This window comes from Streptomyces toxytricini, from assembly GCF_014649915.1.
In the GTDB taxonomy this organism is placed as follows: domain Bacteria; phylum Actinomycetota; class Actinomycetes; order Streptomycetales; family Streptomycetaceae; genus Streptomyces; species Streptomyces toxytricini.
Genome location: NZ_BMTY01000001.1, coordinates 265658 through 278988 on the forward strand (window position 1 = coordinate 265658; position 13331 = coordinate 278988).

The 13331-nt window shown below is 74.7% G+C and carries 12 protein-coding genes; 7 read left to right on the forward strand and 5 right to left on the reverse strand.

From position 1 onward, the window contains the following. Positions 1-729: 729 nt before the first annotated feature. The 3 genes from IE170_RS01095 (at position 730) to IE170_RS01105 (ending at position 3972) form a co-directional block, all read left to right on the forward strand. Entirely contained in the window at positions 730-2217 is a 1488-nt protein-coding gene (locus IE170_RS01095; RefSeq protein ID WP_189807382.1) for an SDR family NAD(P)-dependent oxidoreductase, read from the forward strand. Between the two features lie 381 nt (positions 2218-2598). Continuing rightward, the gene (locus IE170_RS01100; protein WP_185902756.1) at positions 2599-2772 is read left to right on the forward strand and encodes a hypothetical protein; all 174 of its coding nucleotides are present in this window, start codon (positions 2599-2601) and stop codon (positions 2770-2772) included. 204 nt (positions 2773-2976) lie between these two features. Continuing rightward, positions 2977-3972: an NAD-dependent epimerase/dehydratase family protein gene (locus tag IE170_RS01105; protein WP_189807383.1), complete on the forward strand. Its 996-nt coding sequence runs from the start codon at positions 2977-2979 to the stop codon at positions 3970-3972. Here IE170_RS01105 and IE170_RS01110 read toward each other — a convergent pair. From IE170_RS01110 to IE170_RS01120, 3 genes are read right to left on the reverse strand one after another with little or no spacing between them, the layout of a single operon-like run. Then, positions 3958-5418 (reverse strand): lipase maturation factor family protein, encoded by a 1461-nt coding sequence (locus IE170_RS01110; RefSeq protein ID WP_189807384.1) that lies wholly within the window; start codon positions 5416-5418, stop codon positions 3958-3960. The two genes, IE170_RS01105 and IE170_RS01110, sit on opposite strands and share 15 nt — an antisense overlap. Before the next feature lie 20 nt (positions 5419-5438). Beyond that, positions 5439-5972 carry a DUF1990 domain-containing protein gene (locus IE170_RS01115; protein WP_189807385.1) on the reverse strand — a complete coding sequence of 178 codons (534 nt, stop codon included), beginning with the start codon at positions 5970-5972 and terminating at the stop codon, positions 5439-5441. After that, positions 5969-6913 carry a YndJ family protein gene (locus IE170_RS01120; protein ID WP_189807386.1) on the reverse strand — a complete coding sequence of 315 codons (945 nt, stop codon included), beginning with the start codon at positions 6911-6913 and terminating at the stop codon, positions 5969-5971. Before IE170_RS01120 ends, IE170_RS01115 begins: the two co-directional genes overlap by 4 nt. Before the next feature lie 307 nt (positions 6914-7220). Here IE170_RS01120 and IE170_RS01125 point away from each other — a divergent pair, with 307 nt between their 5' ends. The 4 genes from IE170_RS01125 to IE170_RS01140 all read left to right on the forward strand — a co-directional run bounded on the left by IE170_RS01125 (position 7221) and on the right by IE170_RS01140 (position 12015). Further along, the gene (locus IE170_RS01125; RefSeq protein WP_189807387.1) at positions 7221-8543 is read left to right on the forward strand and encodes a DUF6777 domain-containing protein; all 1323 of its coding nucleotides are present in this window, start codon (positions 7221-7223) and stop codon (positions 8541-8543) included. Between the two features lie 7 nt (positions 8544-8550). After that, positions 8551-10614, forward strand: coding sequence for a SpoIIE family protein phosphatase (locus IE170_RS01130; RefSeq protein WP_229884540.1), 2064 nt, complete (start codon positions 8551-8553; stop codon positions 10612-10614). Positions 10615-10695: 81 nt separating this feature from the next. Continuing rightward, on the forward strand, positions 10696-11556 hold the full coding sequence (locus IE170_RS01135; protein ID WP_189807388.1) for an Fpg/Nei family DNA glycosylase: 861 nt from the start codon (positions 10696-10698) through the stop codon (positions 11554-11556). Between the two features lie 39 nt (positions 11557-11595). Continuing rightward, complete coding sequence (locus IE170_RS01140) at positions 11596-12015, forward strand: hypothetical protein (protein WP_189807389.1); 420 nt, start codon at positions 11596-11598, stop codon at positions 12013-12015. A 34-nt stretch (positions 12016-12049) separates the two neighbouring features. On the opposite strand, the gene IE170_RS01145 is transcribed toward IE170_RS01140, so the two are convergent. Further along, complete coding sequence (locus IE170_RS01145) at positions 12050-12514, reverse strand: hypothetical protein (protein WP_189807585.1); 465 nt, start codon at positions 12512-12514, stop codon at positions 12050-12052. Positions 12515-12747: 233 nt separating this feature from the next. Next, positions 12748-13287, reverse strand: coding sequence for a sigma-70 family RNA polymerase sigma factor (locus IE170_RS01150; protein ID WP_125546621.1), 540 nt, complete (start codon positions 13285-13287; stop codon positions 12748-12750). Between the last annotated feature and the right edge of the window lie 44 nt (positions 13288-13331).

Consider the following 13331-nt stretch of genomic DNA (forward strand, 5'->3'; position numbering starts at 1 on the left):
GCACAGGCCGCCGCATCCGGCGGGCGGCCACTGACGGCGCCGACACCCCGGCCGCCGCCACCACCGGCAGGCAGCACCCGCTCCCCGGCAGCCGGTCCGCGTCCCCATCCGGGTTCCCGCCCGTCGGCGCCGGCAGCGCCGCCGGCCCGGCCGAGGCCGGCGCGGCCCCGCGCCGGGCGGCCGCGCCCGCCGGCGCACGAACAGGGCCGCCATCGGCAGCCCGAACACGATCGTCAGTGCCCCCAGCGGCTGCACCAGGCTCAGCGGCCCCTACGCCGGCGCCACGACGTGCAGCACGGCGCCGAGGCCGTTCAGCGCGACGGCCGCCCATCAGCCCCGCCCGGCGCAGCGGCGCGCACGGCCGGCCGGACCTCCCGCGGCGACCCCCTCCCGCACGATCGCGCCGCCCGCGTACGCGGCCGAGGACGCCAGGCACAGCAGCGGAGACAGCCCAGGGCACTCATGCACCGGCACCCCGCAAGGCCGGGCGCGGGGCGCGTGCTCCTCCCCTGGAGGACCACATCGGCCCAGCTCAGGACGTACTGCGGAAGGATGACCCGGTCCCGCCCGCACTCCCCGCGCGGTACGCCTCCCGTGACGGTCCGGACGCGGTGGGTGAGCTTCCGCCATACGGGTTTGGTCCAGGGCCCGCAGCATCCGTACAGTTGCCGTTTTGAGGACTTCCGCAGCAGGCGGATGCGGACGAGTGACCAAGGAACGGCAGCGGCCATGACGGCGACCGAGACCGAGACCGAAGACATCCAGGCGTACGGACCGGGCATCGACCCCGAGCGCCTGGCCGTCTGCCTCAGTGTGCTCGACGAGCTCGACAAGCTCGACATCGACCACCCCGACGCCGTCGCCGTGCGCCGGGCCACCGCCGGGATCTACCGGACGGTGAAGCAGCGCCGCCGCCAGGAGCGCCGCGCCGCCAAGACCGCCAACGACAAGGCCGTCACCGAGGCCACCGCCACGGGCTCGGCGCAGCGCATCGACGACGAGACCGAGGGCATCCTCCCGAGTTCCGTCACCGAGGCCGGCCGCATCGCCGGCATACTCCAGCGCCCCCGCTCCTGCTACGTCTGCAAGACGCGGTACGTCGAGGTCGACTACTTCTACCACCAGCTCTGCCCGCCGTGCGCCACCGAGAACCGCACCCGCCGCGAGGCCCGCGCCGACCTCGCCGGCAAGCGCGCGCTGCTCACCGGCGGACGGGCGAAGATCGGCATGTACATCGCCCTGCGGCTGCTGCGCGACGGCGCCCACACCACGATCACCACGCGCTTCCCCAAGGACGCCATCCGCCGCTTCAAGGCGATGGAGGACTCGGCGGACTGGATGCACCGCCTGGAGGTCGTCGGCATCGACCTGCGCGACCCGGCCCAGGCCGTGGAGCTGGCGGACCGCGTCGCCGACGCCGGACCGCTGGACATCCTGATCAACAACGCGACTCAGACGGTGCGCCGCCTGCCCACCGCGTACGCCGCGCTGGTGGACGGCGAGGGCGCCCCGCTGCCGGCCGGCGAGCTGCCCGCCCACCACGTCATCGGCGCCTTCAACTCGGGCGCGGTCGACGGCCTCGCGGCGCTGCCCGTCGGCGTGAGCGGCCTGGAGGCGCAGAAGGTCGCGGACCTCGCCCTCGTGGCGGGCAACGCCAGTCTGGAGCGGCACCTGGACGGCACCGCCATCGACGCGGGCGGCCTGCTGCCCGACGTCGTCGAGAGCAACACCTGGGTGCAGACCATCGACCAGATCTCCCCGGTGGAGCTGCTCGAGACCCAGCTGTGCAACTACACCGCGCCGTTCATCCTGATCAGCAAGCTCCGGCCGATGATGGCCGAGGCCGCCCGCAAGGCCGCCAGCGGGCGGGCGTACATCGTCAACGTCTCCGCGATGGAGGGCGTCTTCAGCCGCGGCTACAAGGGCGCCGGGCACCCGAACACCAACGCGGCCAAGGCGGCGATGAACATGGTGACGCGGACGAGCGGCCAGGAGATGTTCGAGACCGACCGGATCCTCATGACCTCGGTCGACACCGGCTGGATCACGGACGAGCGACCGCACTTCGACAAGCTGCGGCTGGCCGAGGAGGGCTTCCACGCCCCCTTGGACCTGGTCGACGGCGCGGCCCGGGTCTACGACCCGGTCGTCCGCGGCGAGGCCGGCGAGGACCTGTACGGCGTCTTCCTGAAGGACTACGCGCCCGGCAAGTGGTGAGCGGCGGCCCGAGCCGCCCGGCTGCGACAGCGCCCCGGCCCCTCCTCCCGAGGGGCCGGGGCGCTGTCGCGTTTCCCGGTCCACGACGGCTGCCGCGACGGCTGCTGCGACGGCTGCCGCGAGACGGGCGGGGGCGTCCCAAAGGGCAGACCTCGCCGCAAAGGTGACATACAAACCGCGGAACCGATCGGTTATTCGCGCCATTGGGGTGGATTTTGCCAATCTACAGAGCGGCAGCCTGCTCAGATGTGTAATCTGAGGGGCACGTTAGAGCCCCACCCAGGCCACGCTCCACCACGGCGCCACCGCGTCTTGAAACTCTTCATTCCCGATACCCGATGCGGTTGGCCGCCGGGTCAAGCGACACCGAAGGAGTGCGCGGTGACAGACACGAAGACGAAGTCCGACGAGCTGCTGGAGCGCACGGGGTGGAAGGGCCGCCCCCACAGCGACGAACTGGGCAGCCTCGAGGTCTGGGCCCGCTCGGCCCCGATCCGCCTCGCCGGCTACGAGGACGACCTCGCGGAATCCCACATCCTGCCCGGCATCGACTAGCCGGGCATCGAACCCCACCGCCCCTGCGGCCGTCACAGGACGGCACGCCGGCAAGGGGGCGGAGCACGGCTCGGCGGGCGGAGGCAGACGTGCCGCCGCCCGGGGCCGGGCAAGCGGAGTTCCCCGTTCGCGTCCGCCCTCGGCGTCATCGCCGAGAGCGATCACGGCTTCCACCGCCGCGCCGGCCCCCGGCACGCTGGCTGCATGACGAAACTGCTGATGCTCGGCGGAACCGAGTTCGTCGGACGCGCCCTGACCGACGACGCCCTCGCCCGGGGCTGGGACGTCACGGTCTTCCACCGCGGCCGCCACGCCCCGCCCCCCGGCACCCGTGCCGTACACGGCGACCGCACCGCCCCCGGCGGCCTCGCCGCCCTCGCCGCGCCCGGGGCCGGCGAGTGGGACCTGGTCGTCGACACCTGGTCCGGCGCCCCCACCGCGGTCCGCGACACCGCACGCCTGCTGCGCGACCGCGTCGGCCACTACACCTACATCTCCAGCCGCTCGGTCCACTCCTACCCCGGAGTGCAGGACGCCGCCGAGGACGCCCCCCTCGTCGACGGCTCCCCCGACGCCGACTCCACCGCCTACGCCGAGGACAAGCGCGGCGGCGAGATCGCCGCCACCGACGCCTTCGGCGACCGCGCCCTCCTGGTCCGTGCCGGCCTGATCCTCGGCCCGTACGAGAACGTCGGCCGCCTCCCCTGGTGGCTGGGCCGCACCGCCCGCGGCGGCCCCACCCTCGCCCCGGGCCCCAAGGACCTGCCGCTCCAGTACATCGACGTACGCGACCTCGCCAGCTGGACCCTCGACGCCGCCGCGGCCGGCCTCGGCGGCCCGTACAACGCGGTCTCGCCCGCCGGCCACGCCACCATGGGCACCTTCCTCGAAGCCTGCACGGCCGCCACCGGCGGCGCCGCCGACCTGCGCTGGACCGACCCCGCCCGCATCCTCGACGCCGGAGTCGAACCCTGGACCGAGCTGCCCGTCTGGCTGCCCGAGGGCGAACTGCACGCCTTCATGTTCGGCGCCGACGTCTCCAAGGCGCTCGCCGCCGGCCTGCACTGCCGCCCCGTCGAGGAGACCGTCGCCGACACCTGGGCCTGGCTCCGGTCCCTCGGCGGCACGGCCCCGCTGCGCCCCGACCGCGGCGCCAAGGGCATCAGCCCCGAGAAGGAGGCCGCCCTACTCGGACGCTGACCGCGCTCCGGCCCCGCCCGAGCCGGACACCACCGAAAGACGGGTCGGGGGCAGGTACTCCCGTACCAGGCTTCGATGCCACCACGCCCCCGTCTCGCGCAGCTCCCGCCAGGTGGTGAACCGGTACCGGTACAGCCGGGCCCGCACGTACACGGGCGGGGCCTCCGGGAAGGGGTTGCGGCGGATCAGCCGCAGCGTGTCCCGGTCGCCCTCCAGCAGCCGCTCCACGAACGGCCCGAACCAGTCCCGGGCGTAGCCGGGGGAGAGCGCCGCGAACCACATGAGCCAGTCCAGCCGCAGGTGGTAGGGGGCGAACTGGCGCGGGATCCGGCGCGGATCCCCCGGCTTGCCCTTGAAGCCGTACTCCCGCCACTCCCCGTCCTCCCGAGGCACCGCGTCCGGGGTGCCCTCCACCACGACCTCGTCGCGGACCCGGCTCACCGTGCCGAAGGCCCCGTAGGTGTTCACCAGGTGCAGCGAGTCGAAGGAGCGGTTCATCACCTGCCGCCGCGAGACCATGTTGCGCACCGGATGCCTGCTCAGCACCAGCACCAGCAGCGTCACCGCGCACACCAGCACCGCGAACCACACCGGCGGCGGTGCGGAGGCAGCGGCCGGCGGCGGGCCGGCGACCGGGGTGAAGTCGACCGCCGGCAGCGCGAGCGTGATCGTCAGCCAGTTCAGCCAGGCGAAGTTCCCGGAGAGCACCAGCCACAACTGCGTCGCCACGATCGCGCAGGCGGCGTACGAGGCCACCGGCTGCGGCGCGAACAGCAGCACCGGCACGACCAGTTGGGTGACGTGGTTGGCGGCGCACTCCACCCGGTGCAGCGGCTTCGGCAGGTGGTGGAAGAACCAGCTCAGCGGGCCGGGCATGGGCTGCGTCTCGTGGTGGTGGTAGAGGCAGGTCAGCTTCCGCCAGCAGGCGTCCCCCCGCATCTTGATCAGCCCGGCGCCGAACTCCACCCGGAACGCGGCCCACCGAAGCAGCCACAGCACCAGCACCGGCGGCCCGGTGTCGGCGTTGCCGAGGAACACCGCGAGGAAGCCGGCCTCCAGCAGGAGGGACTCCCAGCCGAAGGAGTACCAGGTCTGGCCCACGTTCACGATCGACAGGTACAGCGCCCACAGCACCGCCCACATCGCCATCGCCGCACCGAGCGGCACGGCGTCCCCCGCTCCGGCCGCCAGCGCCGCGGCCAGGGCCGCCCCCGTCCAGGCGCAGCCGGCGAAGAACCGGTCCGAGTAGTGGAGTTGGAAGAGGCTCGGGGCGCGTTTGAAGGGCACGAACCGCACGTACCGCGGGACGGGCAGCATGCCGCGGCTCCCGATCAGGGCCCGGAACTGGAGGGCGGCCGCCAGGAAGGCGACGAGGTAGACGCCGGCGAGGGCCCGCTGGAAGACCAGCCGGCCCAGCCAGAGGTCGGGCGCCGTGAACCAGTCCATCCCCCCCAGTATCGGCCGGTTCAGGTCGCGGCGGCCAGCCTGCGCAGGGTCCGGCCCAGGTGGCGGGCGTAGCAGCGCTGGAGGAAGGGGACCAGCGGTCCGGCGGCCCGCGTGTACCAGCGGGCGGGACGGCTGAAGGCGGTCACCTCGAACCACACCGTGCCGTCCCGGTCGAGGAGGACCAGGAAGGACTCCTCTCCCTGCTCGGGGTGGCCGGCCAGGGTCCCGTACGCGAACCCGGTCCGGGCGGGCTCGTACACCGTCCAGACGACCTCGCAGGGCACCTCGATCCGCAGCGGGCCCCAGCCCAGCCCGACCGCGACGCGGGTCCCCGGCCGGACGGCGCCGTGGCCGCAGCGGACCGACACGCCCGCGGCGCGGTGCGCGCCGAACGTGGTGACCGCGGCTCCGGCCGCCTCGAAGACGGCGCGGCCGCTGCCGATCCGGGTGCGGTGGCGGAGGTGGTTGTACTGCCGGGGCAGCGGCAGCGAGGCGGTGGCGCCCCGCTCCGGGTAGGTGAGCGAGGGGCGGGCAGCCCCGGTGAGTCGGGTCATCGGATCGTCTCCTCCTTCTGCGTCACGGTCTGCTTCTGCCCCGGCCGCCCGCGGTGCCCGCCGGCCCACCGGGGCTGCCGCCCGCGCGGTACGGGACCGGGCGGGCCGGCGGCCGCCAGACGGCGCCACGCGAGCAGCGAGCACACGGCGAAGCCGAGGGCGTTGCCGACGCCGTGGGTGGCGGCCGTCCAGGTCAGGGTGGGGTGCACGGTTCCGGTGGCCTCGCCGACCGCCCACCACAGGGCGAGGAGCATCGTGGCCCCGAGGACGGCCGACGACGCGGCGAGGAGCCCCCGGGTGAGCCGGTCGCGGGCCACAGGGCGCACCTCCCGCCAGGTCGCCAGCGCCACCGCCCACATCCCGGCGGTGAGCACGACCGCGCCCGCCAGCTCCGCCCAGTCGTCCACGAAGTAGCCGAAGAGCACCAGCAGGGTCCCGCCGGGGACGCTGTACGCCGCCAGGCGCGCCGCGGGCCCGGGGGCCGCCCGGCACACCAGCCCGGCGACGAGGGCCGCCGCGAACCCGGCGTAGTGGAAGTGCGGCACGGTCAGCGCGAGGATGTCCAGGTCGAAGCCGAAGAGCCGGTGCCCGGCCCGCTCGGCGACCAGCGCCGTAGCGGCGACCGACGGCGCGGCCAGGGCCGTGGCCACGGCGAGCGCGGCAGGGGCGGAGCGGGCCCGGTCCGCGGACGGCATCCGCAGGAGCCGCAGCAGCCGGCCCGGCACGCGGGCGGCGAGCGCGACGGCGGCCGCCGCGTACAGGGCGGCCATGGCCGTCGCCGTGGCGCCGCGCGGCAGCCACAGGCACACCGCGCCGGGCGCCGCGGCGAGCGGCCACCAGCGGGCGGTGCGGTGCAGGGCGGCCGGGTCGATCAGCCGCAGACCGGCGGGCACGACGTACAGCATGCCCACGGCCACGACGAGGTTCAGCAGGACGGTCACCGCGCATCCCTTCTCTTCCGGAAGCGCCGGACGCCGCGAGGCGCCCGGACCCCCTCCGCGCTTTGAACGCGTTCAGGTCCTGTTCGTGACCCTACGGGATTGGCTGAACGTGTTCAAGAACAGCTTTCCCGGGTGCCTTCGCACCGCCCGGGGGAGGTCGTGCGCCCGGCTGCGGGCGCTCCGGTTGCGGGGCCCGCCGGCATGCGGCAGACAGGAGGGAGCATCCGGGGCGAACAGGGAGAAAACCGTGCACGAGCCGACACCCCGTCAGGCGCCGCGTCGTCACACACCGGCCCGCGCAGCCCTCTTGACGCTGCTCGGCCTCGCCGCCGCGGCCTGCGGAGGCGGCGAGGAGGCCCCCGCGCCGGCCGGTCCAGAGAGCCAGGAGATCCACCTCCAGCCCGTCGGCTCTGCGGGCCCCGACCCCTTCACCCCCTCCTCCGCCACCGCCGAATCAGCCCCGGCCCAGCCACCGCTCCCGAACCCGACCGGCCGCGGCATCCGCACCGTCAACGCCGCCACCCCCGGCCTCTACGGCGGCACCAAGCGCCTCGGCAGCTGCGACGTCGAGCAGCAGCTGCGGGCCCTGACCGGCGACGAGAGCAAGGCCCGCGCCTTCGCGGCGGCCTCCTCCGTCCAGGAAGCCGGCCTCCCCGAGTTCCTCCGCGGGCTCACGCCGGTCGTGCTCCGCGCCGACACCCGCGTCACGAACCACGGCTTCCGCGACGGGGGCGCGTACGGCTACCAGTCGGTGCTCCAGGCCGGCACCGCCGTCCTGGTCGACGCGCAGGGAATGCCCCGCCTGCGCTGCGCCGGCGGCAGCCCCCTGCTCGCCCCGCTCAGCGCGAAGGGCACGCCCGCCGTCAAGGGCGAGCGGTGGAACGGCTACCAGCCCAACCAGGTGATCGTGATCGAACCCACCCCCTACCCGCTCGCCGGCCTGGTCATCGCCAACGTCGCGGACAACACGTGGATCGAGCGGACCACCGGCGACGACGGCGCCCAGGACCGCTCCCCGCGCGTCATGCCCGCGTACGATCCCGCCGACGGCATCCCCGTCGGGGCCGCGCCGGCCACCGCTCCGGCCGCCCCGCCCGGGCAGAGCGTCCCGGGCGGGCAGGACGCCCCGCAGCGCACCCCGTCCGAGTCCGGCCTGCCGGCGGACGGGTCCGCCGACGGGTCGGCCGGGGCGGACCCGGCGACGGGCGACGGAGGCGACCTGACGCCGTGGCCGGGCGGGGACGCCGCCGGGGACGCCGCCGCCGGGGACGTCCTCGTGGACGGGGGCGACCTCTACGATCCGAACGCCCCCGAGGCCGAAGCCGACGGGGCCCTGACCGACACGGGCGCCGACCCGTGGTCCGTCGACACGTACGGCACGGAGACCGACGGCGCGGACGCCTCCACCGACTTCTCCTCCACCGACCCCTCCGACGCCGGCATCGACGGCCTCGGCAATGACGCCGGCGGCACCGACGTCCAGGAGTCCGAACCCCTCGACGGCGCGGCAGGCGCGGCAGGCGCCCCCGGCACCGAAGCGGTGCAGGAGCCGGATCCCACCGCGTCCGGAGTGCCCGCCGCCGCGGCCTCGACCGCCGCGGTCGTCGCCGCGCACCCAGGGGGCGCCTGACCCGCCCGTGTGTCATGGTGGACCGGTGCCGACCACCGTATCGCTGCCGGACGACTGGCCCGCACACCCGGACCGGTCGCTCTCGCTCAACCGCATGGGCAGCTTCGACTGGGACCTGTCCACCGGCCTGATGCACCTGGACACGGCCGCCCTCGACGTGTTCGACACCGCCGCGGAGGAGTACGACGGCCGGCCCGAGTCGCTCGCCGCCCGCGTGCCCGAGGGGGAGTCCTCCCGCCTCTTCGACCTCGTCTCCCACGCCCTCAAAGGCGACGAGGACAGCTACGGTGCCTACTTCCGGATCCGCTGCCGCGACGGCCGGCTGCGCTGGACCCACACGCAGGGCCGCCTCATGCGCGATCCCGACGGCCGCCCCCAGCGGATCATCGGCATCGTCCGCGACGCCACCGAGGAGCTCAGCCATTCGGCCGAACGCCTCGGCCTCGACGAGGAGCGCCGCCGCCAGACCTCGGTGGTCGAGAGCACCACCGCGGCCCTGGCCCACGCCCGGACCGTCAAGGACGTCATCGACGTCATCGGCGACGCCCACGGGCTGGAGCGGCTCGGCTCGATGGGCATGGTCATGGGCCTGGTCGAGGCGGGCCGCATCCACCTCGTCGCCGAGGGCCCGTCGGGCAGCTTCGTCCCCGGCACCCGCTACACCCGCATCGACGAGAACTACCCGATGAGCGAGGTGGTCCGCTCGCTCCAGCCGCGCTTCCTCGACTCCGCGGAGGAGTTCGCCGAGGGCTACCCCGGCCTCTGGGCGAAGATCTCGTCCATGGACATCTCGGCGGCCGCGTACCTGCCGCTGATCGCCCAGGCCCGCCCGATCGGCGCGATCGGCCTGCTCTACCAGGACAAGGACGGCTTCACCCAGGACGAGCGGAACCTCCTCGTAGCCCTGGGCAGCAGCATCGCGCAGAGCCTCCAGCGGGCCATGCTGCTGGAGCAGGAGCACGACCTCGCCGAAGGCCTCCAGCAGGCCATGCTGCCGCGCCGCATCCCCACCGTCCCCGGCGGCGACATCGCCGTCCGCTACCGGTCCGCGCGTATGGGCCAGGACATCGGCGGCGACTGGTACGACGTGATCCCGCTGCCCGGCGGCCGCGTCGGGGCCGTCATCGGGGACGTCCAGGGCCACGACACGCACGCGGCCGCCGTCATGGGCCAGCTGCGGATCGTGCTGCGCGCGTACGCCGCCGAGGGCCACTCGCCGGGCACCGTCATGGCCCGGGCGTCGGTGTTCCTGCACGAACTGGACACCGACCGCTTCGCCACCTGCACCTACGTCGAGGCCGACCTGTCGACCGGCGTCCTGCAGATCGTCCGCGCCGGGCACATCGACCCGCTGCTGCGCACCCGCGACGGCGACTGCCGCCGGCTGGACGTGGAGGGCGGGATGCCGCTCGGCCTCTCGGCGGAGTTCGGCCGGCTGGAGTACCCGGTGACAACGGTCGAGCTCGACCCCGGCGAAACGATCCTGCTGTGCACGGACGGCCTCGTCGAGCACCCCGGAGCGGACCTCGACGACGGGGTGCGGATGCTGTCCGGGCTGGTCCGCGGCGGCCCGGAGGACCTCCAGCGGCTCGCGGACCGGCTGTGCGAGGTGATAGACGAGCGCGGCGGCGACGACGACATGGCGCTGCTCCTGCTGCGCCGCCGCGTGGAGGAGGCACCGCAGGGCGGCGGCCGGCTGCAACAGCACGTCGCCCCGAACGACCCCGAGGGCCTGGTGTCGGCCCGCCACATGATCGGCGCGGCGGTGCGCGCCTGGGGCGCGCGGGAGCGCTCCGACGAGATCGAACTCGTGGCAGACGAGCTGATCGTCAACGCCCTGATGCACACGGACGGCCCGGCGATCGTCACCCTGCGGATCCTGAGCGGGCCGGGCCGCCGGCTCCGGGTCGAGGTGGAGGACCGCTCCAGCGCCCTGCCGCGCCGGCGGGAGGCGGGCGAGGCGGGGGTCTCCGGGCGGGGGCTGATGCTGGTGGACCGGTTGGCGGACGTCTGGGGGGTGGAGGCGCGGGGCAGCGGCAAGTGCGTCTGGTGCGAGTTCCTGCTGACCTGAGCCCGCCCGCACCCGCTCGCGCCGCCCGCTCCCGGGCCGTGTCCGGTCGCGCATCGGCGGCCGGATGGGCAGGCTGGGGGCATGCCCGAGCTGCCGGAGGTCGAGGCCCTCAGGGAGTTCCTCGACGAGCACCTGACCGGGAGGGTCGTCGAACGCGTCCTCCCGCTCGCCGTGAGCGTGCTGAAGACGTACGACCCGCCGCTGTCCGCCCTGGAGGGGCAGGAAGCGGGGCCCACCGCCCGGTACGGCAAGTTCCTCGCCCTGCGGATCGGGGAACTCCACCTGGTCACCCACCTGGCCCGGGCCGGCTGGCTCCGCTGGCAGGACGCCCTTCCCGACCGGCCGCCGCGCCCCGGCAAGGGGCCGCTCGCCCTGCGCGTCGCCCTCGAAGGCGGCGGCGGCTTCGACCTGACGGAGGCGGGCACCCAGAAGCGCCTCGCCGTGTACGTGGTCCGGGACCCGGCGGAGGTGCCCGGCATCGCCCGGCTGGGGCCGGACCCGCTGGCAGAGGGCTTCGACCGGGACGCGTTCGCCGCGCTGCTGGCGGGGGAGCGGCGGCAGATCAAGGGGGTGCTGCGCGACCAGGGCGTCCTCGCCGGCATCGGCAACGCCTACAGCGACGAGATCCTGCACGCTGCCAAGGTGTCCCCGTTCAAGCTGGCCTCCGCCTTCGACGAGGAGCAGACCACCCGGCTGTACGAGGCCGTCCGGGACACCCTGCGCGAGGCCGTCGACCGGGCCCACGGCGTCGCCGCCGGCCGGTTGAAGGCCGAGAAGAAGAGCGGCCTGCGGGTCCACGGCCGCGAGGGCGAGCCGTGCCCGGTGTGCGGCGACACCGTCCGGTCGGTGTCGTTCGCCGACTCCTCCCTCCAGTACTGCCCCACCTGCCAGACCGGCGGCAAGCCGCTCGCCGACCGCAGGCTCTCCCGCCTGCTCAAATGACCTCCGCCCGGGCCCCGCCGCTGCGTAGACTCCCGCACCATGCAGGACCCCCCGCCGCAGCCGCACCGGCCGGCGGCGGCGCCCCGGCGGGAGACCGTGACGGGCGTGCCGCGCGCCGCCCGCCGCCGTGCCCCCGCGTACACCCCGGCCCGTTCGGAGATCTGCGAGCAGACCAGCCTCGGCACGACGTACGTCCGCGCCCTCATGCGCAGCCAACTGCGCGCCGGGCTCGGGGCGGTGGCTGCGCTGGCGCTGGCGGTGGGGGTGCTTCCGCTGCTGTTCGCGCTGCCCGGGAGGGTGCCGGGTCCGCTGGTGTGGGCGGTCCTCGGGGTGGCCGCCTATCCCGTGCTGTGGCTGATCGCCCGCTGGTACGTCGCCCGGGCGGAGCGCAACGAGGCCGACTTCGCCGGCCTGGTGCTGGACCCGGCCGACCCCCCGCCGGCGCGGCGGCGCCCGTAGCGGGCTGCGGGCGGGCTGCGGGCTCGCGTGCCGGTCAGAAGAGGTGCATGGCCAAGTTGCCCAGAGGGAGACCGAGTTGCCAGGCGGGCGTCCACACGCGGGCGTTCTCGTCCAGGCCCTGGCAGGGGTCGGGCCCGCCCGGCCGGGCGGCGTCGATGTTGGTGGCGAAGAGCTCCGTCCGGTCCAGCCAGCGCCAGGCGGCGCGGGCGAGTTCGAGGTCGGGGTCCTCGCCGCGGCCGCTCTCGCGGGCCTCCTCGCCCAGTGCGAGGAAGCGGGTGTGGACCCAGTCGCGCCAGGGGTGCCCGTACGCCGTCAGCGACATCCACTCGTCGAGCTGGGAGACCACGCGGATCCCGGAGAGCTCGCCGGCTGCGTCGGAGAGGTAGATGGTCAGGGCGAGCGTGTCGCGGCCGGCGCGGAACTCCAGGGTCCCGGCCGGGATCAGCCGTCCGGTGCGCAGCAGTTCGTCGGCGATGTACTCGGCGTACAGCCACGCCATGGGCACCGCGAGCCCGCCGTCACTGGTGCCGTTCGTACCCTCGGGCTGCACCGTTCCACCTTCTCCCGCGTGTCGAGCTTGCCGTCCGTGGGTACCGAGCCTTCCCTTCCCGGCTTGCGCCGTGGGGGATGTTTACTCAACTTGAACGGTCTGCGGCCTGTTTCCGCGCACTTCCTGTCCGATCCGCGTGCATTCGGATCGTTTCCCCGTGCGCCGGGCGGGCCGCGGTGCGCTCAGGCCCCGAGCCCGTACCCGTATCCCTGGAGCCCCTTGCGGAGGGCCCGCAGGGCGTAGTGGGTGCGGGACTTGACCGTTCCGGCGGGGATCCCCAGCTCGGCGGCGGCCTCGGCCACCGACCGGTCGCGGAAGTACACCTCCAGCAGCACCTCCCGGTGCTCCGGCCCCAGCGAGCCGACGGCGCGCCGCACGTCGATGGCCGTCACGGACCCCGCCACCCCGTCCTCGGGAGCGGGCGCCTGCTCCAGTGCGTCCGCGTCGACCTCCTGCGGCCGCGAGAGGCGGGCCCGGCGGGCGTCGATCGCAAGGCGCCGCGCGACGGTGAAGAGCCAGGGCCGCATGGACGCGTGGCCGCTCGCCAGGGCCTCAGGGTGCTGCCAGGCGCGGACGAGCGTCTCCTGGACGAGGTCCTCGGCGCGCTGGGCGTCCCCGGAGGTGAGCCCGAGCAGGAGGCCGAACAGGGCCCGGCCGTGCTCGCGCTGGAGCTCGGCCAGCGCCTCGGGGGCCGTGCGTGCGAGGGTGGGGGAGAGGGGCACGAGGGCCTCCTTCCTGGGGCCGTCCGGGTCCGACGCACCCACCC